Raw genomic sequence first — 24660 nt, forward strand, 5'->3', positions numbered from 1 at the left:
TCACACCTGCGTCGTGCGACTCTGGTCAGGAGAGAGGTAGAACCTCGACTCGCGAGCCAGGAATGCCTACCACCGTTTCCGCCGCTCTCGCCTTCGTCCTCGTTGCGACGACCGTTCACCTCTTCTCCATCGGCCTGGCGATGTGGCGATGCCATCGATCCAAATCGCCAACTTCGGGAGGGCGTCCGGCCGTCGGCGTCGCGCTTGTGCGTACGATCCGCGACCTCGGAGCTCACGAGGAAGAGACGCTGCGGTCGTCGTTCAATCTGACGCACCCGCATCACGAGGTGATTTTCTGCGCCGCATCGGACAGCGACCCCGCCGTCGCCACCGTGCGCAAGCTCATCGCGGAGTATCCGCACGTCCAGGCCCGCCTGCTCATTGGCGATGATCGCATCAGCGCCAATCCGAAGCTCAACAACATGCTCAAGGGCTGGCAGGACGCGAAGTACGACTGGATCGTCTTCGCGGACAGCAATCTCATGCTTCCGCCCGACTATCTCGAGCAGGTTCTGACGGCCTGGACATCGGATACGGGCGCTGTCTGCGCGCCACCGATCGGCAGCGCGCCGGCCGGCTTCTGGGCCGAGGTGGAATGCGCGTTTCTCAATACCTACCAGGCGCGCTGGCAGTATGCCGCCGACAGCCTCGGGCTCGGGTTCGCGCAGGGCAAGACCATGCTCTTCCGCCGGGATGTGCTGGAGAGCCAGGGTGGCATTGCCGCGCTCGGCTCGGAGCTCGCCGAGGATGCAGCGACGACAAAAATCGTGCGCAATGCAGGCCTCCGCATCCGTCTTGCCGGGCCCTCTTTCTTCCAGCCCCTGGGCCAGCGCTCTGCCGGCAACGTTTTCGCGCGGCAGCTCCGGTGGGCGCAACTGCGCCGCCTGACGTTCCCCGGCTGGTTCGCACTCGAGCTTCTGACGGGAAGCGCCGCCCCTCTGCTCGCGATGATCGTCGCCGCGCCGGCATTCGGCCTCCCGCCGGCTATCGCCGTTGCCGCATTGGCTGCTCTTTGGTTCGGCGGTGAGGCGCTTCTTGCGCGGACAGGCGGATGGCACCTCTCCTGGCGCGCGCCCGTGTCCTGGCTCCTGCGCGATCTGCTCATTCCCGTGATCTGGCTGCGGGCCTGGACCGCGCATGGTTACCAGTGGGGCGGGCACAAGGTTGCCTGGCAGCCAGGTGGCTCGGCCAGCATGACCACTGAGAGCGCCGTCGGAATCAGGTGAGCCGCGTGCTCCAGCCTCGGGACCAGAAACCATGGGCACGCATTTGCCCGCAAAGTCAGCACCGCGGATAGCTCTCATCGAGGATGACGAGAGCCTTGCTCTGCTGCTGCACTACAATCTCGATGCCATGGGTTTCGAGGTCGAGTGGACGGCGCATGGCACGGTCGCGCTGAGGCGCCTGCTCAGTGACCCGCCCGACCTTGTCGTCCTCGACTGGGTCGTTCCGGGCCTCTCCGGCATCGAAATCCTTCGGCAGCTTCGCCAGAACGCCCACACGCGCGCGCTGCCGGTCTTCATGCTGACCGCGCGGACGAACCCCGAGGATCGGAAGCGGGCAAGCGAACTCGGCGTCGAGGCCTTTATCCCCAAGCCATTTGCATTGGGTGATGTGCTCTCGCGCATGCAGCAGCTCTTGCTGTCATCCGGCTGATACCTGAATCTCTTAGGAGCTTGGGCTATGCAATACGCCACCCCGCCCGAGCAACTGGACGACATACCCGACGTGCGCTATCGGGCCGTATTCATTTCCGATATCCATCTCGGCACGCGCACCTCCCAGGCTCACGCGCTTTTGGAGTTCCTGCGCACGGTAGAGGCCGACACTTTCTACCTCGTCGGCGATATCGTCGACTTCTGGAAGGTCCGCCGCGGCCCGCACTGGCCGCAGGCGCACAACGATGTGCTCCAGAAGCTGCTCCGCAAAGTGCGCAAGGGCGCGCGAATCATCTTCATTCCGGGAAATCACGACGAAGGGCTCCGCGATTTCTGCGGAATGCACTTCGGCGGCATCGAGATTCATCAGAGCTGCGTCCACCTGACGGCGACCGGCCGCCGCTACATCGTCATGCACGGCGACGAGTTCGATATCGTCGTGCGCAACGCCAAATGGCTGGCATTTCTGGGTGACCGCGGATACGAGACCGCGCTCTGGCTCAACAATCCACTGAACTGGATCCGCCGTCACCTCGGGCTTGGGTACTGGTCATTCTCCGCCTACCTCAAGAACCGCGTGAAGAAGGCCGTCGCTTTCATCGGCGCCTACGAGGAGGCCGTTGCGGGTGAGGCGCGCCGCCATGGCGCCGACGGCATCATCTGCGGGCACATTCACTTTGCGGCCGATCGCAACATCGGCGACGTCCACTATCTGAACTGCGGTGACTGGGTCGAAAGCTGCACGGCGATCGTCGAGTCACATGAAGGTGAGCTGCGTCTCGTCCACTGGGCGGCCGACGCCACCTGGAGCCAGTCCAAGTCCGTCCCCGAGCCGACGTACGCCGTCGGCTGAGGCGTCACACTACCGCCCCCCGCCCTCTGTTCCCCTCCAATATGACGTTCAGATGACGCACGCGCCGCGATGCGAAAGTGCGCCGATGAGGGCCTAGGAAATCGTCACATGGCTGTTGCACCGCCGAACTAGGTGTTGCCGGCATAGGGCGATCCAACTGCAAAGAGGTCCCATGCTCGTTCTCGACGGCGTCTCGCGGCGGTTCGGTAAGGTCGCCGCTGTGTCTGGAGCCTCGTTTGAAGTGGCGCGCGGCGGTTTCGTCGGTGTCATCGGCCGCTCTGGCGCCGGCAAGTCCACGCTTCTGCGCATGATCAATCGCCTCGTCGATCCGAGCGAGGGCCGCATTTTCTTCGACGGCCGCGATGTGACGTCGCTCAAGGGCCGCGAGCTCCGGCTCTGGCGGGCTCGGGCGGCCATGATCTTCCAGCAGTTCAATCTGGTGGGGCGCCTGGACGTCCTGACGAATGTTCTGACCGGACGCCTCGCGGATGTGTCGACCCTGCGGGCCGTGACGCGCATGTGGAGCGAGAACGACAAGGCCATCGCCTTCTCGGCTCTCGAGCAGTTCGAGATCGGCGCACTCGCGGCGCAACGCGCGGAGCAGCTCTCGGGCGGCCAGCAGCAGCGCGTGGCCATCGCCCGCGCCATGGTCCAGCAGCCGGATCTCATTCTCGCCGACGAGCCCGTGGCCTCGCTCGATCCGCGCAATACCAAGATCGTGATGGATGCGCTGCTGCGCATCAACAAGCACTACGGCATCACCGTCCTCTGCAATCTGCACTCGCTGGATCTCGCCCGCACCTATTGCGACCGGCTGATCGGCATGGCCGCCGGACGGGTCGTCTTTGACGCTGCCCCCGAAATGCTGACCGACGAGGTCGCACGCGAGCTCTACGGCCTCGAAGCCGATGATGTGCTCGGCGGCAGTGGGGAGGCTCAGGACAGCGAGAAGAAGCAGGGCGTACCTGCGCTCGGAGAGGCCGTCGCCGCCTGATCTGAACGCTGCGGCAGCGAGGGCACCGCACGCCAGCGTCACAACATGCCCAAGCTCACGACACTCTAACCGATAGAGGACATCATGCTGAATCGTCGTCTTGTACTTGCCGGCGCCGCCGGTCTTGCGCTCACGAACGGCCTCGCGCTCGGCGCCGGCCCGGCAAAGGCTCAGGAGTGGAAGTCGAAGTTCCCGGAGCTGGTCTTCGCGGTCATTCCGCATGAGAATGCGAGCACCACCACGACGCGCTACACGCCGTTCGTCGAGTACCTGAGCCGCGAGCTCGGCACGAAAGTCACCCTGCGCATCGCCAATGACTATGCGGCGGTCATCGAGGGCCAGCGCGCAGGCAACATCCACATCGCCATGTACGGCCCGGCTTCCTACGCCCGCGCCAGGGCTACCGGCGTCAGCATCGAGCCGTTCGCCATCGAAGTGAACAACGACGGCACGCGCGGCTATCACTCGGTGCTCTATGTGAAGGCCAGCTCGCCCTTCCAGAAGATCGAGGACCTCAAGGGCAAGAACCTCTGCCTCGTCGATCCGAACTCCACGTCCGGCAACAACGTCCCGCGCTTTGCCATGGACAAGATGGGCATCGATCCCGACAAGTTCTTCAGCAAGGTCGTCTACTCGGGATCGCACGAGAATGCCGTGCTCGCGGTCGACCAGGGCACCTGCGACGGCGCGTTCAACTGGTGGAACGACGAGCAGGAATCGAACCTGATGCGCATGTCGGGCCGCGGGCTCGTCAAGGCCGAGAACTTCCGCATCATCTTCAAGTCCGCTCAGATCGTGAACTCGCCGATGGCCTATCTGGCGAGCCTGCCGGCGGATCTGAAGGCCTCGGTCCGTGACGCCGTCCTCAACATCGCGACCAAGGACAAGGCGACGTTCGACGGCATCTATGGCGGCAAGCAGCGCCCCTTCGAATCGGTCGAGCACGCGGCCTATGAGCCGGTCGTCGAGCTGATCAAGTTCGTCGACTCGCTCCGCAAGAAGTCGGGCTCCTAAGGCCTCAGATCCGAGCTACGCGGGCGCGCGGCCGACGGCTTCGCGCCCGCAATCCAATCCGATGGAGGTCTTCATGTGGACTCGCCGATTTATTCTCACGGCAGCAGCCGCAACGCTGCTTGCTGCTCCCGCAGGTGCGAGCGACTGGCGCGCGCAGTATCCCGAGGTCGTGTTCTCGATCATCCCGTCCGAGAATGCCGGCGGCGTGCTGAACCGCTACGAGCCGCTCATGCAGCACCTTTCCACGGTGCTCGGCGTCAAAGTGACCCTCCGCGTCGCCAATGACTACGCGGCCGTCATCGAGGCCATGCGCTCAGGCCAGGTGCATGTGGCCCACTTCGGTCCTTCGGCTTATGCGCGCGCCTATCAGGTGACCAACGGCGACGTCGAGCCGTTCGCCACAGCCATGAACTCCGCGGGCGCTGTCGGCTACTACTCGGTGCTCTACGTGCGCGCCGACGACAAGGCGCAGAGCATCCAGGACCTCAAGGGCAAGAACCTCTGCCTCGTCGATCCGAACTCCACGTCCGGCAACAACGTCCCACGCTTTGCCATGGACAAGATGGGGATCGACCCAGATGCCTTCTTCGGCAAGCTTCTCTATTCCGGCAGCCATGAGAATGCCGTGACCGCGCTCCTGCAGGGCACGTGCGACGCAGCATTCAACTGGTGGAATACCGAGAAGGAGTCGAATCTCCTGCGCATGGCCGCGCGTGGCGCCGTGAAGGCGGATAGCGTGCGCATCATCATGAAGTCGGACCTCATTCCCGGCTCGCCCACGACCCTCAAGCGCTCGCTGCCCGAGGCCATGAAGGCCGACATCAAGCGCGCTTTCCTCGAAGCGCCCGTGAAAGGACGCGAAGCATGGCTGCGCATCAGCGACGGCAATGCGACCGGCTATCATGAGGTGAAGCACGAGGACTACCAGGTCATTATCGACCTCAACCGCTTCGTCGATCGCCTGCGTCGCAAGCCATCATGACCGCCACTTCACCTGGCGCAGCAGGCGGGGTTGCATTGCCCCGCCTGCCCGACCACCAGCTCACTCCGCTCGCTGAGGCTTATGCACGTGCCAACGCCGCCAAGCGGCGCAGCACGCTGCTGCTCATCGTGGCCATCATCATCGCGTCACTGGTGGCCGGCGGCGTCGCGGAAGTCGACCTCGCCAAGCTCTTCGCGAATATCGATCGCTTCACCAACTATATCGTACGGCTCTTCTATCTCGAGAGCGGCGCACCCGTCTGGACGGATCCCGCTGAATGGTTCTGGGGCTGGAAGAAGTGGCTGGCGCTGCTCGGCGACACGCTTCTTATTGCCTATCTCGGCACGCTGCTCGGGACGATCGCCGCGTTCTTCCTGTGCTTTCTCGCCAGCGTAAACTTGAACTCCAACGCTTGGACGCGCGGCCTCATCCGGCGGCTCCTCGAGTTCTGCCGCACAGTGCCGGAGCTCGTCTTCGCGCTCATTTTCGTCGTGGCTTTCGGCCTCGGCCCTCTGCCTGGCGTCCTGGCGCTCGCGATTCACACGACCGGCGCTCTGGGCAAGCTCTTTGCCGAGGTGGTCGAGAACATCGACATGAAGCCCGTGGAGGGCGTGACGGCCACCGGAGCCACCTGGTGGCAGACCGTGCATCTCGCCGTCGTTCCGCAGGTGCTCGCAAATTTCGCAAGCTATGGCCTGCTGCGCTTCGAGATCAATGTGCGCGGCGCCTCGGTCATGGGCTTCGTCGGTGCCGGCGGCATCGGCCAGGATCTGATCGAGAGCATCCGCAAGTTCTACTATTCCGATGTCTCGGCCGTGCTTCTGCTGATCATTGCCACGGTCATGATCATCGACGTCGCGACCGAGCGCATGCGCCATCACTTCATTGGGCAGGGAATGCGCCCATGAGCGAACGCCGCCAATTGGTGCTGCCGGCCGACCCGGCAATCCTTGCCGGCCAAGCCGGTCTTCTGCGGGCACAAGCTCTCTCGCGCCTCAAGATGGCGCTGCTCGTGGGCGTGCTGATCGCGCTTGCCGTGTTCGCATTCTGGCGCCTCGATGTCTCCTTCTGGAGGATCGTGAAGGGCTTCGGCGATCTCGGTAAATTCGTCGTGCTCATGGTCCCGCCGAATGCCGGCTCATGGGCAAACGCGCTCGTCTACCTTCACTCCCTCGCCGAGACCGTTGCCATCGCCTTCCTCGGCACGATGCTGGCTGCATTGTTCGCCTTTCCGCTCGGCCTGCTCGCCGCGCGCAATGTCGTGCCCGTACGCATCTTCCAGTTCATGACGCGACGGTCGCTCGACACCGTGCGCGGCATCGATACGCTCATCTGGGCGCTCATCTGGGTGAACGTCGTCGGCCTCGGGCCGTTCGCCGGCGTCCTCGCGATCATGACGTCGGACATCGGCACGCTCGGCAAGCTCTTCTCGGAGGCCATCGAGGCGTCGGACCGCAAGCCGGTCGAAGGCGTGACGGCAGCGGGCGGCAGCCGAGTGCACCAGGTCCGCTTCGGACTCCTGCCGCAGGTCATGCCCGTGATGCTCTCGCAGGTGCTCTACTTCTTCGAGTCGAATACGCGCTCGGCGACCATCATCGGCATTGTCGGCGCCGGCGGCATCGGACTGCATCTGGTCGAGCAGATTCGCACCTTCGAGTGGGACCGCGTCGCGTTCCTCATCCTGCTGATTCTCGCGGCCGTCGCCGCGATCGATTGGCTTTCGGCCCACCTCCGGCACGCGATAATCGGCAAGTCCTCGGTCGCGGTGTGAACAACGCCGCACCCACCGCGATCAACTTTATTGTGTATTTCCAAAGCGCTACGGCCCTGCCGGGCGCGGGGGCGCTCCATCCCGCCAGGTATCGCCCGCGGCTGCTTCTGGACGCGAACCAAGCTCATGGATGATGATGTCACCATGGTGAGCTGATCTGGCCTCACACTAGTGTCCCGATTCCGAAGTTCGCCTGACCTCGATGCTGGCATCCCGAGCGAATTTCGGAATCAAAAGGGACACTAGAATCATAAACTTGCTAGTGTGATTCAGATCGAGAAATTCGCTCGATACCGTGCCCCGAGATGCGGCGAATTTCTCGATCATCACACTAGGAGCCCATCGATCAAGGCCTCGACACAGCCGGCAGAGCAGTGAGAGGATGCGGAAAATCTGGGGGATCAAATGGACTTCGTTCGGTCGGCACTGCTCTGCGTCATCGCAGGCACTGGGGTGACGTGGGCTGCATCCGAGGCGCGGGCGCAGGCCCAGTGGGCGCCGGGTGGCGCGCCCGTTTTCCAAAGCGACGTCGAACGGCGCGAACGCCAGCTCGAAGCGGAACGCGCCGAACGCCGCAAGACCTACGGCAATACGGCCTATCCCAAATTTATGGATGGCGGCGAGAAGCCCGACATCGCGCCGGAGAAGCCGCCGGTGGTCTATCTCGAGAAGAATGAGTCCCCCGGCACGATCATCGTCGATACGGGCGGCCGCAAACTCTACTACGTCCTGCCCGACCGTCGCGCCTATGCTTATCCGATCTCGGTCGGCCGCGAGGGCTTCGAGTGGACGGGAACCGAGCGGATCAGCCGCATTGCTTCATGGCCGTCCTGGACGCCGCCGCCTGAGATGCACAAGCGTCAGCCGGGCCTGCCGATCACGGTTTCGGGCGGCGTCATCAATCCGCTCGGCGCGCGGGCGCTCTACCTCGGCAACACCATCTACCGCATTCACGGCACCAACAATGCGCGCTCGATCGGGCGGGCGTCATCATCGGGCTGCTTCCGCATGATGAACCAGCACGTCATCCATCTCACGACACTCGCGCGCGTGGGGACGACAGTGCGCGTCGTCGCGAACTACTCGGGCGTCAACACGTCCGCGCCGATGTCCTCTCTCTTCTCGGGCTTTGGATTTGGCGAGGAGCCGAGCCCGAAGCGGAGCAAGAAGAAGTAGCATTGGCCGGCAGGCACGGATTGATGTTTGCCACTCACATCTGGCGGCAAGCATCTTGCTATTTATTGAGCACGCAGACTCGAAGAGAAAAGCACGGGGTCATTTCCATCCCAACTCACCTTTGACGTTCGAATGCGACGCCGGGGGTCTCGTTCATGTCTGGCACCACCACGGTCACCGCCGCGCACCTCTATGATCTGGTCTCCTGCCCCCACCGCGTCATGCTCGACGCGTTCGGCGATCTCACACAGCGGGACGAGATAGGTCCGTTCGTGCGGATGCTTTGGGAGCGCGGGAGCGCGTACGAAGCATCCGTGATCGAAAAGCTCGCGGGCATCGAGCCCGTGCTGGACCTCTCCACCGTACCGCTCGGCGAGCGCGAAGCACGCACCCTGGATGCCATGCGGAATGGGGTGGCGCTCATCTACCAGGGCCGGCTGCGGGCGGGCGATCTGCTCGGCAGCCCCGACCTGCTGCGCATGGAAGGTGCAGGCTACGTCCCGATCGACATCAAGTCCGGGCGCGGCGAGGAAGGTGGCGATGAGGACAGTGATCCTTCCCCCAAGGAGCACTACGCCGTCCAGCTCGGGCTCTACGTCGACGCCCTCGAACAGCTTGGCTTCTCGGCTGGCCGTCGCGCTTATGTCTGGGACATCCTCGGCAACGAGGTGCTCTATGACTTCGCTGTCCTCTACGGTACGCGCAACCCGCGCACGCTCTGGAGCGACTATCAGGACGCTCTCTCTTCGGCGCGGCGCATCCTGAGCCGTGCAGACATCACGAGACCCGCATACGCGGCGAGCTGCAAGCTGTGCCATTGGTACTCGCACTGCCTGGATGCGCTCCAGACGGCCGATGACCTCACGCTGATCCCCAAGCTGGGCCGCAGCCTGCAGACCGTGATGATCGACCAGATCCCGACCATCGCAGACTTGGCTTCAGCCAACCCGGATGCCTACATCACCGGCACCAGAACCGTCTTTCGCGGACTTGGCGCAGACCGGCTGCGCACATTCCATGAGCGTGCCAAGCTCATCAAATCCGACAATCCGCAACCTCGTCTCCTGCAGCCGCTGCAGCTTCCGTCGCGCCATCTCGAAATCTTCTTCGATATCGAAGCCGACCCCATGCAGGACATCTGCTATCTGCATGGCTTCCTCGAGCGACGTGGCGGCGACAATGCCTCGGAGAGGTTCGTTCCGTTCTTTGCGGACGATGCGACGCGCGAAGCCGAGGAGCAGGTATTTCGCGACGCGTGGACTTATTTGCGCGCCAACTCCGATGCTGTGATCTTCTACTATTCGAAGTACGAGCGCACCGCGTACCGCAAACTGCAGGCGCGCTATCCTGGCGCCTGCACCGCCGAGGAGGTCGAAGCGCTCTTCGCGCGCGATCGCTCCGTCGATCTCTACTTCGATGTCGTCGAGGCAGCGACCATGTGGCCGACGCGCGACCACTCCATCAAGACGCTCGCCAAGTTCCTGGGCTTTTCCTGGCGCGACACCGATCCGTCCGGCGCCGCCTCGATCGAATGGTATCAGCGCTGGACCGAGCAGCGGGACCCGGCGATCAAGAGCCGCATCCTCGAATACAACGAGGATGATTGCCGAGCGACGCGCGTACTCCTCGATGCCGTGAGACGAATGGCGTCGTAGCGCAGGCCGCGAGCGCTCCGCGGCTGAGACTACGAGCCGCGCCAAGAAAGACGGAGCCTTTCGGGTTCAGTGTCAGAGAGCAGCCGGCCGGATCAGGCGCCGCCCTCGTACTTGAAGGACACCTTCAGCCGGCAGCGATAGGCCTTCACCTTGCCGTCCTCGACAGCAAGGTCCTGCTCGACCACCTCCGCGATGCGAAGATCGCGCAGCGAATTTCCGGCGCGCTCGATGGCGCTCCTCGCCGCGTGTTCCCAGGACTCGGTGCTGGTGCCGACAAGTTCGACGATTTTGTAGACGCTGCCCGTCATGGCGTGCCTCCTACCGTTGGCGCAGGCGAGGCGAGGGCGATCACGGCCGTCAGAACGGCCGATGCCGTCCGTCTCAACTCGAAATCGGTAGCACCGGCCAGAACGCGCGTCAAACTTCGGGTGCGCCAAGTCTCGGCTCCGGCTTCCGCGCCACGGTATCGCGCTCACCGATCATTCTGCGGCACGCGACGCCATAACGGTGCGTGAAGATATTTGAGATCAAGTTGAAAGATTGAGCATGTTCTGCCCAAATTCGGGCAGGGACGCTGATCCGATCACGCACACGCTGTACGTCGAGGAATACGAGCTGATACGTTGAGCAGGCGCGTTCAGAAGGACAACGATTCATGAGCTATCGCCACGCCATCGGCACACGCGCCTATGTGTTCGAGGACATGAGGACGCTGCTCGCAAAGGCGACGCCGATCCGGTCGGGTGATCAGCTCGCGGGCCTCGCCGCCGAGAGCGCCGAGGAGAGCGTGGCGGCGCGCATGGCGCTCGCGGACGTACCGCTGACCACTTTCCTCAATGAAATGGTCGTGCCGTACGAGGAGGACGAGGTCACGCGCCTCATCATGGATTCGCACGACGCCGCTGCATTCAAGCCGATCGCGAGCCAGACCGTCGGCAGCTTCCGCGACTGGCTCCTCTCCGAAGAGGCAACGACCGAGCGTCTTGCCGCCATCGCGCCAGGCGTGACGCCCGAGATGGCGGCAGCCGTCAGCAAGCTCATGCGCAACCAGGATCTGATCGCGGTCGCGCGCCGATGCAGTGTCGTAACGCGCTTCCGCAATACGATCGGCCTGCCGGGAACGATGGCCGTCAGGCTGCAGCCGAACCATCCGGCCGATGATCTGCGCGGCATTGCTGCCTCGATCGCCGACGGTCTCGCCTATGGCTGCGGCGATGCCGTGATCGGCATCAATCCCGTTTCCGACAACATGCAGGTGCTGGCTGACCTGCTCAAGATGCTCGACGAGCTCATTTCGCGGCTCGCAATCCCGACGCAAGGATGCGTGCTCACGCACGTGACCTCGTCAGTGGAGCTCATCAATCGCGGCGTGCCGGTCGATCTCGTGTTTCAGTCGGTGGCCGGCACGGAAGCTGCGAACAAATCCTTCGGCATTGATCTCGCCGTCCTGCGCGAAGGCTTCGAGGCGGGCCGCGCGCTGAAGCGCGGCACGGTCGGCAACAACGTCATGTACTTCGAGACGGGACAGGGCTCGGCGCTCTCGGCAGGCGCGCACCATGATGTAGACCAGCAGACGCTCGAAGCGCGCGCGTATGCCGTCTGCCGGGCCTTCGAGCCGCTGCTGGTCAACACCGTCGTCGGGTTCATCGGCCCCGAGTACCTCTACGACGGAAAGCAGATCGTGCGCGCCGGGCTCGAGGACCACTTCTGCGGCAAGCTCATGGGCGTGCCGCTCGGTTGCGACATCTGCTACACGAACCATGCCGAAGCCGATCAGGACGACATGGATACGCTGCTGACGCTGCTCGGCGCCGCGGGCGTCAACTACATCATGGGCATTCCCGGCGCGGACGACGTGATGCTCAACTACCAATCGACGTCCTTCCACGACCAGCTCTACATTCGCGAGGTCCTGGGCCTCAAGCGCGCGCCGGAATTCGAAGCGTGGCTCGCCGCGCAGGGCATCACGGGTGCAGGCGGCCGTCTCATCGCGCCGGGGCAGGCGCTGCAGCTCCTCGGTCCTCTGGCGGAGATCGCGCAATGATTTCCGACGAAGCCTGGCGCCGCTTGAGCGAACTCACACCGGCACGCATTGCCCTCGGCCGCACAGGCTCGGGCCTGCCGACTACGGAAGCCATGAAGTTTGCGCTCGCGCACGCGCAAGCGCGTGATGCCGTGCACACGCCGCTCGATCCGGCACAGCTCGCGGCAGGCCTCGACGACCTCGGCCTTGCGCACCTGATGGTTTCGAGCAGCGCCGTCTCGCGCCATTCCTACCTCCTGCGCCCGGATCTCGGCCGGCGCCTCGATGCATCGGGCCGCCAAGCCGTCTCTGCGCGGCGACCGACAGGTGGCGTCGATATCGCGCTGGTGATTGCCGACGGCCTCTCAGCGCGCGCAGCCCACGCGCACGCGATTGGCATGACCGCGGCGTTGATCCCCTACATCCAGAAGAATGCGTGGTCGCTGGGGCCCGTGGCCGTCGTCACGCAGGGGCGCGTCGCGATCGGTGATGAGATCGGCGCGCTGCTCGGGGCCCGGCTCGCGCTCGTGATGATCGGCGAGCGGCCCGGACTTTCCTCTCCCGACAGCCTTGGTCTCTATCTGACTTTCGCACCCGAGCCGGGCCGGACGGATGGCGAGCGGAACTGCCTGTCGAACATTCACGGCGCCGGCATGAGCCTTGAGGAAGCGGCCTTCAAGGCCGCGTGGTTGATGCGCGAGGCCTTTTCGCGGCGCCTCACGGGCGTCTCTCTCAAGGATGAGAGCGGCATCTTTCTTCCCGACGGGCGCGGCATCGATAGGCCGGCGCTGCCGCCATCCGCCTGATCCAGGCGGGGAGAATTATAACTTACTGATTTTTCTTGATTTCAATGGGCGCCGCACAATTTCGCGCGCCCTTTGAACCTTTCGGCGCGCCCCCGCGACAGAATGAACAGAACCTCAGGCACTGCCTGTCGTTCCCAACGATCAAAGTAGCTCGCTTAGACCAGGGGAACCGCCATGCAAGCGCTCATCGCACCGGTACTGCTCTTCGTCATATCGCACCTCGTCATCCTCTTCGTTGCCCTGCAGATGTACGCAACGGGCAAATAGCGCAACCCCCGCGCTCCACTCACGCGATCAGGTCGCGATATTCGGGATGGCTTCCCACGAACTCGCGAACGAACCAGCAGCGCGGCACGACCTTGAGGTTGCGCCGCCTGACATCCTCCAGGACGCCACGCACGAGCTTGTCGCCCATGCCCTGCCCGCGCAGGGCCGGCGGCACCTCTGTGTGGAAGATGATAAGCGTATCGCCGTCGCGCCGGTACTCGGCAACGGCGAGCCCGGCGCTCGTCTCCATCTCGAAGCGTTGCTGCTCGGGGTTGTCGCGAACAGCATATGCCGTGTCATTCCCGGTGGTCATTGAGCCTCGTGCTCCTCAATCCGCTCTGAGCTTCAACAGAGCATCGGCATTCCCGTGCGTGAGCTTTGCCATATCCGAGGGCGCCAGCGAAATGCGATCGAGGAACGCACGCCCCTTGGCATTGGATGCATAAGGGTAGTCCACAGAGAACATGATGCGATCGATGCCGAACGTGAGCAGCGCGGCGAGGAACGGCGGCTCCGTGAAAATACCGCTTGTCGTCAGCCAGACCTGATCGAGGATCGTGCGGCTGATCGGCCTCTGCAGGTGCCCGACGTCCAGCGCGAAGACCTCGTCCGCGCGCGCCATCATCATGGGCAGCATCTCGCCCATGTGTCCGATGATCAGCTTGAGCCGCGGATGCCGGTCGAGCGTTCCGGCGAGCACGAGGCGCAAAATGTGGATCGCCGTCTCCGAGTGCCAGCCCCAGCCGGCCGCCTCCAAGACGCGGCTCGCACCGGGCTCGAGACCTGCGTAGTAAGCCTGCCGCACGGCCTCGGGCGCGAGATGCGGATGAACGTAAATCGGCACATCGAGCTCGACTGCCGCAGCCAGCAGGCCATCGTAGCTCGGGTCATCGAGAAAGCGGCCGTCGGTCGTGCCATTGATGAGGGCGCCGATGAAACCCAGCTCCCTGACCGCGCGCACGAGCTCGGTGGCTGTTGCATCAGGGCTCTGCATGGGAAGTACGGCGAAACCGGCAAAGCGATCGGGATGGCGGGTGATTGCCGCCGCGAGATGATCGTTCATCTCCTTGGCGAGTGCGATCCCGTCGGCGCCCGGCACGAGATCCGGCCCCGGCCCGGTGTTCGACAGCACTTGCACGCTGATGCCGGCCTCGTCCATGGACTGCAGCCTCTGCTCGCCGATCTCCGGTGCCAGCTCGAGCGGATTGGGGCCGTTGGCCGGTGCGCGGCGCGCGCGAAATCCGCGACGCGCGATGGCGCTCGGATCAATGCGGCTGACGAGCTTGGGGACCGTGAAGTGCTCCTCGAGCGCCACGACGCGCATGTGAAATCCTCCCGTCCGACGTCGACCGAGATCCGTGCGCTCGGGCTATCCCGAGCAGGCGTGGATGCATGGACCCGACCAGTTGCCAAAGTTCGTCCCGAATGGGACCTTGTCAACGGAAGTGTTCATCCATGGGGCCGATCCATGCCTATGACCGTTGTCGATCACGCAAGCCAGCCGAAGGACGAGTGGCGGCCAGGTGTTCTCACGCGCATGGTCGCATCAGCAGCGGCGGGCACGTCGCAGCTCGCCGTGTTCGAGCAGTGGTGCGATCCAGGCCTCGGCGCTCCAGCGCACCTGCACGCCGTCGAGGAAATTCTGACCGTTCTGGAAGGTGAGGCAGAGGTCTGGGTCGAAGGCGAGCGGCGGCAACTGACAGCCGGCCAGTCGGCGATCATTCCCGCGGGTCGCAAGCACGGCTTTCACAATACCGGCTCGGGCATTCTGCGTGTCCAGGCCATCCTGGCCTCGCCTGTGTTCGAGGCAGCCTACGACGACGCGCGCGAAACGCCGCGACGCTGGCTCCCGACCGCGAGGTGAGCCTTCGCGTGAACGGCACGCGCATGTCGAGCGCCAATCTGGCCCGCCGAGGCCGCAACGCGTGCTCGTAGGGGTTTTCACGGATCGTGCTCACGCGTCCCAAGGGCTAAAGCAACGGACTTGAAATTCGCCTCACCTCGATTGCGGGCAGGGCGCGAATTTCAAGTCCAAAGTTGCTTTAGAAATATTGAGTCTAAAGCGTCTTTGGACCTCGAATGCGACTTCGAGCCCGACCCGAACCGTGGGTCGCATTCGAGGTCCGACACTTTAGTCATCACGCGACGATCGCACCCCTCGGACCAGAAATGAGGTGAGCCATGCCTGGAAGCAACCGCACGTTGGCACTTGCCGGAGCCTGCGCACTTCTTGCCGTCTCATTCACGCCAGGCCTTGCACAAGGCACGCTGCGTGAGCGCCTGGCGTCAGCCATGGAGACGATCGAAGGCGCGTGCGCAAAAGAAATCTCCAACTACTGCGGGAACGTCACGCGAGGCGACGGCCGGCTCGTCCTGTGCATGCAGGCGCATGAGGACCGTCTGGGGCTGCGGTGCCAGTTTGCGCTTTACCGCGCCTCTCGCCGGCTCGAAGGCGTTCTCAATCGCGTAGAGCAGATCGCCGACGCCTGCTGGAACGATATCGAGGCGCAGTGTGGGCAGGCAGAGTCGATCGGACGTTGCGTCGTCGAGAAACGCGATTCGATGTCCCCGTCTTGCCGGACCGTCGTAAGCAAGCTCAAAGAGGCGACCCTGGGGCTGGCATCCCTCAGAGGCTTGCCCGTATTCAGCTCAGACTCGCAGGACATCGGCCAGGTGGTTGATGTCGTGCGCAAGCCAGACGGGTCTGTCCAAGCCATCCAGATCGAAGTTGGCCAGCGGCTAGGGCTCGGGCCGAAGACGATCACCATCGATGCGGACAAGCTCGACCAATTCATGGATCAGGTGCGCCTGCGCTTGGGGCGCGACGAAATCATGAACATGCCGGGCACCACGCCGGGCGCGCAGAAGAAGTAGTGCGAGAACTCGTGCTGCCGGCCTGATGCGCGACGCATTCATCTCAGACCGGCAGCGCGCACCTGCTTACCAACCAGTCGATCATCGAGAGCCTTCTCCGCGATGTTTCGCGCGGAGGCTGTGCGGCGCCCGGCGCAAGTGCCTTACAGGCGAGAGCAAGTACGGTTTCTTCGACCGCACCACCGCACTTCTCCCAATGGCAAGATGCTCCGCAAATCGCGACTATTCCTTGGGCTGACAGCATCGGAGAATAACTCATGCCTCGCTCGCCATGGATCATCGCCGCCCTGTCCACGTGTGGCGCGGCCGCGCTTTCAACGTCGGCCATGGCCTGCGGCTACGGCGACTGCGGTCGCTATGGATATGTCTATGCCTCGCCTCCTGCAGTCATCTACGCACCCTTCGCGGTCGTCGAGGCTCGGCCGGTCTACATCGCCCCGCCAGTTGTCACCTATGCGCCGCCGCGCCCTGTCTATGGATATGTGCGCGCGCCATCCTGCGCTTCTGGGCGGGTCCACGCGTCCGCGCCGCCATACGCCTACGGGTACGCGCCGGGATGGGGCGGCTATGCCTCGTACTACCCGGAGCGCCGTTGGCGCGGCTGGTGACGAAGCCTCCGACTTCCGCAGATCATGAAACGGCCGACAGCCGAAGTCTTGAGCTGCTCGGGCTCGAGCTAAACTACGCGCGCGAAGCTCGTGGAATGCTCGCGAACAAAGTCATCGTATGGCGGAAGCGGCTCGATGAGCGGCGATAGGAGCTGCGCAGCCTCGGCGACTGTCACCACGTCGCGGCGATCGAGCTTCAGTATTTCCGCGGCACCTGGCTCCGGCTCCCAGACGCTTTCGCCGATCAGCCGGCCCAGATCATCGTACCGCCAGATCATGTAGAACGTATTCTTGTAGAGATACATCGAGCCGGCATCGCCCTTGCCCGTGCGCCGCGTATTCAAAGCGACATTCAGCAGATATCGCGAGGCAAACTTCGGGAGATAGCTGACGATCTTGGTCTCGCGCAGCGAGCGTCCCGATATCTGATGATAGCCAAGCGATACGGAGCTCACGAAATCATCGGATACCGCAATGGTCTCCTTCTCGACATAGAAGACGGTTTCGTTGCTCTCAGCCCAGCTTCGATACATGCTCTCGACCATGTCGCGGCCTTCCAGCCTGACCTGCACGCCATGGGCCGCGAGATGATAAACGGGTTCGGGCACCATCATATCCGGCGCGAAGAGCTCCTGATATAGCCCGGCCATTTCAAGACTGCGATGGCGGTCATAGGCTTTCAGAAGAAAGCGGTGCCGTCTGTTCGTGGTTTCGGAGATGAGCTGGCGGACGAACCTGTTGGTGTCGACGATATTGCGCACAGTCACTTCTGCCTCCACGCGATAGCACTCGCTCTGGACTCTATGGAGCCAACCCATTCCTTGAAGACAAGCTCGCGCTCCCCATAGCGTTTATGCTGTATTTATCCGCGCGACATCGGGTGTCGCACTCATTCCTGAGCCGACGATGCCTCGTCACCTTCGGTGGAACTTCTGCGAAGCGCTCTTGTTCCTGGGGATCGCGCTATACGCGCCCGCCGGTCGCTGATTGCAGAAAATTGAAGAGGATCAGGAAACGGCGCGCGGTGGAAGAACGGCATGAATGCGCACGCCTTCGTGCGGCGCACTCGTCAATGCAAGACGGCCCCCTACCTGCCGGATGCGCATCCGCATTCCTTTGAGGCCGGCCCCTGCCACGGGCGGAAGCGCGGATGTCTTGCGGCGGACATGCTTGTCGATGCCGGGTCCGTTATCGGCGACGATAACGTGCAAGTTCCGATTGATGACGCGCACCTGGATCGACGCTTTGCTCGCGCCGGCGTGGCGGAAGATATTGGTGAGGCTCTCTTGCAATACGCGAAAAGCCGTGTGCAAGGCTGCGCTCGAGAATTCGGTCACGGGCCTGTCGCACCTGAAGCTGCACTCGAGGCCGCTGCGCGTGCTGAAGCCGCGAACATAGTGGGCGGCTGCAGAGGGAAAGTTTCTGGCGCTCACCGATGCCGGGTGCATCAGGTAGCTGAGTGTGCGCACTTCCTTGATGGCTTGAGAGAGCGAGGACTCGAGGGCGGACATCGCCGCATTCATCGTGTTTTCATCGGCGCGCCGTAGCTCGCTGACCATGAGCGAAGCGGCGACGAGATGTTGAATCGTCGTGTCGTGGAGTTCCTGGAAAATATTGCGGCGCTCGATTTGCTGGACCTGCTCCACCTGCACGGCCAATCTCAGTGCGCGAGCGCGCAAACGCTTCTGGCGCGTGATGTCCGAAACGACGCCGACGAGGCGCTTCGAAACGGCATCGTTCTGATAGACCCGCCCGGTGACCTCGAGCCAGCGCTTCGAACGCTTGTTGTTGATCAGCTCGCCAATGAGGTGGATTTTGCCGTTGCGGCGAACTGCGCGCTGCAGCCGCTCCAGGATGTGGTTTCGATCATCGGCATGCAGGTGCGCGGAAAGCGTATCGCTGAGGCTCAGCGGGCCCGAGGCACGGTCACGCCCAAAGATCTCGTATATGCGGTCATTCTCCCACAGGCACACGTCGGTTTCGGGATTCCATTCGAAGACACCGAGGGCCGCTGCTTCTGTGGCAACGCGCAGCCGCGCCTCCTTTTCACGAAGGATCTGCGCGTCCTGCCGCTCTCTCGTCGTGTCGAGCGCCACTCCGAAGATGCGATCGTCCTTGATGTCGGCGCGCAGACGCACCCACCGCGACGCGGATCCCTCCCCGTCGAATTCCACTTCTATCGGCTGGCCGGATCCTGCGCTCTTCAACGAGGCGAGCGTGGAGATGAGCGTCTCCACCGATTGGATTTCCTGTGCGCCATGCTTCTCGAGCGAGATCTGCTCGACGGTGGCGGGCAAATTCAGAAGCCGCGCCATCTGCGGATCGATGGATAGCGTGGCGCGACGATGATCGATCTCGAATGTCCCCATCTTCGCGGCTTCGAGCGCGAACTGATAGCGCTGGTTCATCGCCTTGAGCGAGATCTCCGCCTCCTTCAAGGCGGTGATGTCGATCACGGTTCCGAGCGAAGCTTCCGGCACACCGCCGGCCCTGTAGAGACGACGTCCGCGTATTGCCACCCAGCGAATGCTCTGATCGGGCCGCACCGTGCGACAAACCACGGCCCATCTGCCGTCGGGTGCGTCTGCCGCCCTCTGCGCAGCTTCGATGAGTCTCGGCCTATCCTCGGGATGAATGAGCTCCAATGCGCGCTCGTAGCTGAGCTCGCCTTGGCCCTCGACGCCGGCAATGCGCTGCAATTGTGGGGAGAATTGCGTTCGGCGAGTGAATAGATCGGCACGGAATATACCAATATTACCCACTTCCAAAGCGAGGTCCAAATAGGCCCCCTCTTCGCGCGATAATATCGGAAGTGCACGCCGCTGAGACATAGATCCGTCTACTGAACGGGGCTAATTATCAGCTTACTAGATTAGGTTACTCAAGCAATCATCTCAATGTATTGACCGAAATCAATAGATAATATGGTTTATTTCATATGTTCAGAAATGGGCAAAATGGATCGGCATTCCGGTCTTTCCCTGATGGCAAGCGCATCTCTCTTGCTCGCATGCTTCGGTGATCAAAAATCGGGGACCGCTCTCATGCAGCGTCTGAAGCAAGAAGTTTTCGAGATTGCGTGGCTGGCCGCTGTCGTAAGCGGCCTCTGTCTTTTTGGGGCACTCGCGGGCGTAGGCTTTGCGATGGCGTTCTTTCCACAATAGCTGCAGCACCGCCAATCGGCTGCATCAGTCGGCGGGATAGTTCCGAAGCCTTACCGCGTTTATCCGTATGTACTCGCGCCCACCAGCGACTAGCCTTGTTGCATTCAGGGGAGAGCGCGAATGAAAATCCTTCTGCCATTTGCTTCCACGCTCGCTATTTGCTCAGCCTGCATCGCGTCAGAGGTCGTGGCGCAGACACCTCCCACCAAGCCAACAAGCAAAGCGGCAGCTCCCGCGCGCGACGTCGACAAGGAAGTCGTTCGGCGCCGTGTCGAGGACTGGCTTCGAGGCTGCCTCGCAAATTGGGAGAAGGACACGCACATGACCCGCGCCGAATGGCGGGCGACCTGCGAGCGGGTCGCGAAAGAGCGTGGCAAGGCTCTCATGGACGACAGAGCACAGCGCAAGAGCAACTGAGCCGCGTCGATCCCGCGGCGTTCTCGCGCAAGCTAAGGCTCGATCAGATAATTTCGAATGGCATAGCGCACGAGGTCAGCGGACGATTTGGCGCCGAGCTTCTTCATGATCGCAGCGCGATGCGACTCCACCGTCTTCAGGGTGACCTTCAGCAACCGGCCAATCTGCTTGTTGGAATAGCCCTCGGCAATCAATTGAACGACGCTACGCTCCCGGCTGGACAGGCGGACGCTGCCGTCGGCGTGCTCGTGCGTCAGGTTGCCGACGAGCTTCGACGCAATGCTGTCCGAGAAATACGGGCGGTGTGCCGCCAGCGCGAATATGGCGTCGAGCAGCGCATTGGTGGGTGAACCTTTGACGACGTAACCCTGCGCGCCGGACCGCAGCACCTCTTCCACCACGATGTCATTGTCGTGCATCGTGTAGATCAGCACTTGAGTGTTGGCGGACTTTTCGCGGATGGCGCGGGCAACCTCGGCGCCATTCTTCACCGGCAGAGAGAAGTCGATAATGGCAATGTCGGGCTGCGTCTCGATCGCTTTATCGATGGCGCCCTGACCTTCGGAGGCTTCCGCTACGACCTCCAGCCCAGGCGAGTTTTCGCAAAGCCGGCGAACTCCCGCCAGCACGATCTCGTGGTCATCAGCGATCAACACGCGAACCATTGAAGCCTCGCGCCTGGACTTTATGGCATTGTGGCTCCAGTGGCCAGCAAATACCATCCGTGGTAACCACGAGAGATCCTGAGCGAAGCCCCGCAATTCTTGAGACGCGCAAGCGAATAGGAAGATTGGTTGGTTGTTATGCAAATTTACGCAGAAACAATTTTATTGCGAACAGCATAACGGACCAGACTAGCTGAAGACGGCATATTGAGTTTCCGCATGACAGCGGCTCTGTGCGTCTCCACCGTTTTTATGCTGATACCGAGCGCCTCGGCCACGTCCTTATTCTTGTTTCCGAGTGCAATGAGACGCACGACGTCTCGCTCCCGATCGGTCAAGACACTGAGCGAATCTCGCGGTGCCTTCAGAAAGCGCTCCCGAATGTGATCGGATATTGTGCTCGAGAAGAAATATCTGCCGCTCGCGACGTACTTGACCGCCTCGATAAGATATTGATCTGCTTCGGTCTTTAGAAGGTAGCCTTGCACGCCTTCCTGAAGGAGCTGCGTCAGGATCGTCTCGCAATCGTGCATCGTGAAGGCCAGGATCCGCGTCTTCGGGAGCGCTTTCAAGATCTTGGCAGTGGCCTCAATGCCGTTCATGACGGGCAGTGAATAATCGAGCACCACGACGTCCGGCTTGTGCAGCAGCGTCTGATTGACCGCTTCAAGGCCATCCGCCGCTTCTCCGACGACTTCCCAACCGCTCCTCGTCTGCAAAATCTGACGCAACCCAATTCTTACGACCGCGTGGTCGTCAGCGATCAAAATACGGGTCATTATCCCCTCCCCCGGGCTCGTGCCGAAATCTTAACCGTAAATCTAACGTACTCCATCAGGGAAAACCCGGATTTGGTGCGGTTAAGATTAGCGCCGAGCTCCGTTGTGTTGTTTGCTCCTAGTGGCTCACGCCGATCAATACCTTCACAGGCAGCACGAGAGCCTGCAGGCGCAGAACCAGTGCGTGCACCAGCGCGACGGCGTCGACCGCGTGAAGGTAGATGCTCTCCCATAGCCCTGTATCTGGCTTCGACAATCTCTCGTGATTGCTCGTGTAGATGTTCGCGATGCAGCTACTGCCGGGCGTCACCCCGTCCATGCCGCCTGCATAGAGAGGCTCCAAGAATACGGTCAGTGTACCAGGGCGCGCCACCTGCTGCAGATCGATGAGAGCCTCGGTCGAGCGGACCTGCCCCGCCGCCACATAGTCCTGAACACTTGCGACCACCATCGGGATGATCGTCAGGGGCTTCGACGTACACGTGGCTTCAGCGATGAGGCCTGGCCTGATGACTTGCGCTTCGATCTGCGAGAAGCCCGCCACCAGACGCGCCCCAACGCCCTCCGGGACGAGCACGCCCGCCGGCCTCATCAGCGGATTGACGATATCTCCCGGGCGCAAAAGAAACTGTTCGACGCGACCGTCGACGCCTGCGACGACAACGGTCTTATCAAGATCCACCTGCGCCTGCCTTTCAGCGGCTTCAGCGCTCGCGCGCTCCGCGGGCAGCAAGGTCGAAAGCTTGATCTCGGCGGCTTCTTTGTTGGCGGTCGCGGCATTCAGGGTGCCGAGACGACTGTCGACAAGCTTTTCGAGCCGCTCGATTTCCCGCTGCGCCACCACCTCCGCGATCTTGCGCTTCGTGTTCAGTTCATCCACGGCCTGCTCGTAGGAGCCTTTGGCCTCCAGCACCTGACCTTCGGCGGCGGCGATATCCGCTTTCGCCGAGATCATCCGGGCGTCGACCTCGGCAATGTTTCGCCGTGCCAGCTCGAGCGCCGCCTGCTGCTTGCTGCTGTCCAGCCTGAAGAGCTTCGTTCCGCGCGTCACATCAGCGCTCGGCCCGACGTACACTTCGGCAACTCTGCCGTTGGTCTCGGGCACAATGGGAATGATGCGGAAAAGGCTGACAACGTTGGTGGATCCGGGATGATAGTAGAGCACGACCGTGATGAGGCCGACCGTGAGCATGATGCAGCTCGTGATGCCGTATCGGAGCTCGTACCAGACGTTATAGAAGTTGATCTCGTGCCCCCAGCGCTTCCCCTGCACGTAGCGCCGGTAGAGATAGTCCGGGAGCAGCGTGAACAACGAGCACAGCATCAACTCGAGCATGAACAGCGTCTTCCCTTAGTGCGTCTGGGGGCGCGGCGCATCGCCCTCCGGCTTCGGCCCTATTTTCTCATTGCGTAGTTCGGAGCCATCCGGCCGTTCCGCGATCTGCTCCAATGATGCCGTCATGCGCTCGAGCGTGCGCCCGAAATAGCTTCGCGAGAGATCCGGCACCTTGACGAACGCCAGGAGGAGTGCAGCGACCCAGAAGGCATGTATGTGCGTGAACAGCGACAAGAGCGCGAGCACGGCGACGAGATCGATGTGAAACTTGCTCGACTTATGTACGAGCCGCTCGGGCAGCGCGTGCAGCCAGAAAAAGAACACCCCGAAGAACAGGATTGTCGCAATGAGCACGACGGCCATGAGATTGAGGAGCGTGTCGGGCGTGCCGGGCGCTGTGATGAACCACGGGGCGTGGCTGGTTGCGATCGGATTGCGCGGCGGAAGAGGAGGCCCTTCGGCCCGCCCGCCTAGAGCGGAGATGGCGATGATCAGCAAGAAGAGAACGCCGGCCACCACCAATACGTGCCACCACCAGTCGCGCAGCAGGGCGAACCAATAGCCGCTTTCACTCTTGGCGTCGGCGCTTTGGACGGGTTGGGATGAACTCGAACTCGCCCTAGGAGCATCCTGCATACGCGAGATCCGTTTGAGTAATTTTTTGCGTCGCACTGCCCGGGGGACCCCGCCCGGAACTCTAACCCTGAGCCCGCACGCGAATATCGGTAGAAACCCCGACATGCGCCGCGCTTTTCCCGCGGGAGAAAAGCGCCATTTTTCGCGATTGCGCTGAGTTTCCGTCCACGCCCAGTCGATGATGTTATGGCCACCGTCGATATGGTCGGTCCCGCGAGGACGCGCCTACTCAGACAACGATCGTAGTGCTGGCGCCCGTAATGTCGCTAAACTAGGATGTCAGCATTGTTTCGTGGGGCTGTCCGGAACTGTTGGGCGGTTAGCACCCCTTCTTCGTCAGCGGGGGACGACCCGACGCAGGCTGCCTCGGAGGGAACACCGCCGTCACAGGGGCTGCCTGCTCATGTCTCACACCTCGCCGCCGTCCCGGCCGGCGCCGCCCAGAGGCTATCTGGCCGTCATCCGCACGATCGACGCGATCACGGAGCGGTCGAGCTATCTGTTCCTGCTCCTGATCATTCCGCTGATCTTCGCCAACGTGATCGAGGTCTTTGCCCGCTACGTACTGCGTGACCCGACCATCTGGGCACTCGACGTAACGACCATGTCGTATGCGGCGCTCTTCATGCTCGGCAGCGCCCTCGCCCTTCTGAAAGGGGCGCACGTCCGCACGGACCTGCTGTGGGAGGGCTTCTCGGATCGCACCAAGGGCATGATCGACAGCCTGGCCTTCCTCTTTCTTTTCCTGCCGACCATGGCCGTGCTGTTCTACATCTCGATCGACGACTTCCTCTACTCGATCTCGATCAACGAGCGCGGCAGCTCCGGCGCCTGGACGCCGGTGCTCTGGCCCATGCGTGGCATCATCCCGCTGACCGCGTTCCTGCTCTTCATGCAAGGCATCTCGGAGCTCATGAAGAGTCTCTGGGCCTGGCGAACTGGAGAATTCCTGACCAAGCACGAAAAAATCGAGGTCTGACGG

Annotated in this window: 26 protein-coding genes; 17 read left to right on the plus strand and 9 right to left on the minus strand. The window is 62.5% G+C overall.

From position 1 onward, the window contains the following. Positions 1-62 precede the first annotated feature (62 nt). The 10 genes from CS1BSM3_RS02375 (at position 63) to CS1BSM3_RS02420 (ending at position 10103) form a co-directional block, all read left to right on the plus strand. Positions 63-1226, plus strand: a complete 1164-nt coding sequence (locus CS1BSM3_RS02375) for a ceramide glucosyltransferase (RefSeq protein ID WP_072385373.1) — start codon at positions 63-65, stop codon at positions 1224-1226. A 31-nt stretch (positions 1227-1257) separates the two neighbouring features. After that, positions 1258-1656, plus strand: coding sequence for a response regulator transcription factor (locus tag CS1BSM3_RS02380; RefSeq protein ID WP_072385374.1), 399 nt, complete (start codon positions 1258-1260; stop codon positions 1654-1656). Between the two features lie 27 nt (positions 1657-1683). Then, positions 1684-2511 carry a UDP-2,3-diacylglucosamine diphosphatase gene (locus CS1BSM3_RS02385; protein WP_072385375.1) on the plus strand — a complete coding sequence of 276 codons (828 nt, stop codon included), beginning with the start codon at positions 1684-1686 and terminating at the stop codon, positions 2509-2511. A 172-nt stretch (positions 2512-2683) separates the two neighbouring features. Then, positions 2684-3505: a phosphonate ABC transporter ATP-binding protein gene (gene phnC / locus CS1BSM3_RS02390; RefSeq protein ID WP_072385376.1), complete on the plus strand. Its 822-nt coding sequence runs from the start codon at positions 2684-2686 to the stop codon at positions 3503-3505. Positions 3506-3589: 84 nt separating this feature from the next. Then, entirely contained in the window at positions 3590-4519 is a 930-nt protein-coding gene (phnD, locus tag CS1BSM3_RS02395) for a phosphonate ABC transporter substrate-binding protein (RefSeq protein ID WP_072385377.1), read from the plus strand. 73 nt (positions 4520-4592) lie between these two features. Then, positions 4593-5501, plus strand: coding sequence for a phosphonate ABC transporter substrate-binding protein (gene phnD, locus CS1BSM3_RS02400; protein ID WP_072385378.1), 909 nt, complete (start codon positions 4593-4595; stop codon positions 5499-5501). Continuing rightward, entirely contained in the window at positions 5498-6409 is a 912-nt protein-coding gene (gene phnE / locus CS1BSM3_RS02405) for a phosphonate ABC transporter, permease protein PhnE (RefSeq protein ID WP_072385379.1), read from the plus strand. The genes phnD (CS1BSM3_RS02400) and phnE (CS1BSM3_RS02405) overlap by 4 nt, the downstream gene beginning before the upstream one ends. Then, a complete protein-coding gene (phnE, locus tag CS1BSM3_RS02410) occupies positions 6406-7272 on the plus strand; it encodes a phosphonate ABC transporter, permease protein PhnE (protein ID WP_083528172.1) in 867 nt (288 codons plus the stop codon). Before phnE (CS1BSM3_RS02405) ends, phnE (CS1BSM3_RS02410) begins: the two co-directional genes overlap by 4 nt. A gap of 405 nt (positions 7273-7677) precedes the next feature. Beyond that, entirely contained in the window at positions 7678-8448 is a 771-nt protein-coding gene (locus CS1BSM3_RS02415; protein WP_072385380.1) for a L,D-transpeptidase, read from the plus strand. A 155-nt stretch (positions 8449-8603) separates the two neighbouring features. Next, the gene (locus CS1BSM3_RS02420; RefSeq protein ID WP_072385381.1) at positions 8604-10103 is read left to right on the plus strand and encodes a TM0106 family RecB-like putative nuclease; all 1500 of its coding nucleotides are present in this window, start codon (positions 8604-8606) and stop codon (positions 10101-10103) included. A 92-nt stretch (positions 10104-10195) separates the two neighbouring features. Here CS1BSM3_RS02420 and CS1BSM3_RS02425 read toward each other — a convergent pair whose 3' ends face one another. Continuing rightward, positions 10196-10411, minus strand: a complete 216-nt coding sequence (locus tag CS1BSM3_RS02425; protein WP_072385382.1) for a dodecin family protein — start codon at positions 10409-10411, stop codon at positions 10196-10198. 347 nt (positions 10412-10758) lie between these two features. On the opposite strand from CS1BSM3_RS02425, the gene CS1BSM3_RS02430 reads away from it, so the two are divergent. Next, positions 10759-12147 carry an ethanolamine ammonia-lyase subunit EutB gene (locus tag CS1BSM3_RS02430; RefSeq protein WP_072385383.1) on the plus strand — a complete coding sequence of 463 codons (1389 nt, stop codon included), beginning with the start codon at positions 10759-10761 and terminating at the stop codon, positions 12145-12147. Then, complete coding sequence (gene eutC / locus CS1BSM3_RS02435; RefSeq protein WP_072385384.1) at positions 12144-12932, plus strand: ethanolamine ammonia-lyase subunit EutC; 789 nt, start codon at positions 12144-12146, stop codon at positions 12930-12932. The genes CS1BSM3_RS02430 and eutC overlap by 4 nt, the downstream gene beginning before the upstream one ends. A gap of 286 nt (positions 12933-13218) precedes the next feature. Here eutC and CS1BSM3_RS02440 read toward each other — a convergent pair whose 3' ends face one another. Both CS1BSM3_RS02440 and CS1BSM3_RS02445 read right to left on the minus strand, forming a co-directional pair. Continuing rightward, positions 13219-13512 carry a GNAT family N-acetyltransferase gene (locus CS1BSM3_RS02440; protein ID WP_072385385.1) on the minus strand — a complete coding sequence of 98 codons (294 nt, stop codon included), beginning with the start codon at positions 13510-13512 and terminating at the stop codon, positions 13219-13221. Positions 13513-13527: 15 nt separating this feature from the next. Beyond that, on the minus strand, positions 13528-14523 hold the full coding sequence (locus CS1BSM3_RS02445; protein ID WP_072385386.1) for an amidohydrolase family protein: 996 nt from the start codon (positions 14521-14523) through the stop codon (positions 13528-13530). 144 nt (positions 14524-14667) lie between these two features. Here CS1BSM3_RS02445 and CS1BSM3_RS02450 point away from each other — a divergent pair, with 144 nt between their 5' ends. The 3 genes from CS1BSM3_RS02450 (at position 14668) to CS1BSM3_RS02460 (ending at position 16681) form a co-directional block, all read left to right on the plus strand. Continuing rightward, positions 14668-15063 carry a cupin domain-containing protein gene (locus tag CS1BSM3_RS02450; RefSeq protein WP_348532891.1) on the plus strand — a complete coding sequence of 132 codons (396 nt, stop codon included), beginning with the start codon at positions 14668-14670 and terminating at the stop codon, positions 15061-15063. Between the two features lie 428 nt (positions 15064-15491). Beyond that, complete coding sequence (locus tag CS1BSM3_RS02455) at positions 15492-16073, plus strand: PRC-barrel domain-containing protein (RefSeq protein ID WP_174263604.1); 582 nt, start codon at positions 15492-15494, stop codon at positions 16071-16073. 257 nt (positions 16074-16330) lie between these two features. Continuing rightward, on the plus strand, positions 16331-16681 hold the full coding sequence (locus tag CS1BSM3_RS02460) for a hypothetical protein (RefSeq protein WP_072385389.1): 351 nt from the start codon (positions 16331-16333) through the stop codon (positions 16679-16681). A 68-nt stretch (positions 16682-16749) separates the two neighbouring features. On the opposite strand, the gene CS1BSM3_RS02465 is transcribed toward CS1BSM3_RS02460, so the two are convergent. Together CS1BSM3_RS02465 and CS1BSM3_RS02470 are read right to left on the minus strand one after the other, a co-directional pair. Further along, a complete protein-coding gene (locus CS1BSM3_RS02465) occupies positions 16750-17448 on the minus strand; it encodes a hypothetical protein (RefSeq protein WP_072385390.1) in 699 nt (232 codons plus the stop codon). Positions 17449-17688: 240 nt separating this feature from the next. Continuing rightward, positions 17689-19512, minus strand: a complete 1824-nt coding sequence (locus CS1BSM3_RS02470; protein WP_072385391.1) for a PAS domain-containing sensor histidine kinase — start codon at positions 19510-19512, stop codon at positions 17689-17691. A 453-nt stretch (positions 19513-19965) separates the two neighbouring features. Between CS1BSM3_RS02470 and CS1BSM3_RS02480 the strand changes: the two genes are divergently transcribed. Continuing rightward, on the plus strand, positions 19966-20262 hold the full coding sequence (locus tag CS1BSM3_RS02480; protein ID WP_072385393.1) for a hypothetical protein: 297 nt from the start codon (positions 19966-19968) through the stop codon (positions 20260-20262). Positions 20263-20294: 32 nt separating this feature from the next. Here the strand turns inward: CS1BSM3_RS02480 and CS1BSM3_RS02485 are convergent, their stop codons facing one another. From CS1BSM3_RS02485 to CS1BSM3_RS02500, 4 genes are all read right to left on the minus strand, one after another. Continuing rightward, positions 20295-20927 carry a response regulator gene (locus tag CS1BSM3_RS02485; RefSeq protein ID WP_072385394.1) on the minus strand — a complete coding sequence of 211 codons (633 nt, stop codon included), beginning with the start codon at positions 20925-20927 and terminating at the stop codon, positions 20295-20297. Positions 20928-21073: 146 nt separating this feature from the next. Next, complete coding sequence (locus CS1BSM3_RS02490) at positions 21074-21706, minus strand: response regulator (protein WP_072385395.1); 633 nt, start codon at positions 21704-21706, stop codon at positions 21074-21076. Between the two features lie 118 nt (positions 21707-21824). Next, positions 21825-23042 (minus strand): HlyD family secretion protein, encoded by a 1218-nt coding sequence (locus CS1BSM3_RS02495; RefSeq protein WP_072385396.1) that lies wholly within the window; start codon positions 23040-23042, stop codon positions 21825-21827. A gap of 15 nt (positions 23043-23057) precedes the next feature. After that, positions 23058-23678 carry a hypothetical protein gene (locus tag CS1BSM3_RS02500; RefSeq protein ID WP_143149049.1) on the minus strand — a complete coding sequence of 207 codons (621 nt, stop codon included), beginning with the start codon at positions 23676-23678 and terminating at the stop codon, positions 23058-23060. 403 nt (positions 23679-24081) lie between these two features. Between CS1BSM3_RS02500 and CS1BSM3_RS02505 the strand changes: the two genes are divergently transcribed. Then, complete coding sequence (locus CS1BSM3_RS02505; RefSeq protein WP_143149050.1) at positions 24082-24657, plus strand: TRAP transporter small permease subunit; 576 nt, start codon at positions 24082-24084, stop codon at positions 24655-24657. Positions 24658-24660: the final 3 nt, after the last annotated feature.

Source organism: Hyphomicrobium sp. CS1BSMeth3 (assembly GCF_900117415.1).
GTDB lineage: Bacteria > Pseudomonadota > Alphaproteobacteria > Rhizobiales > Hyphomicrobiaceae.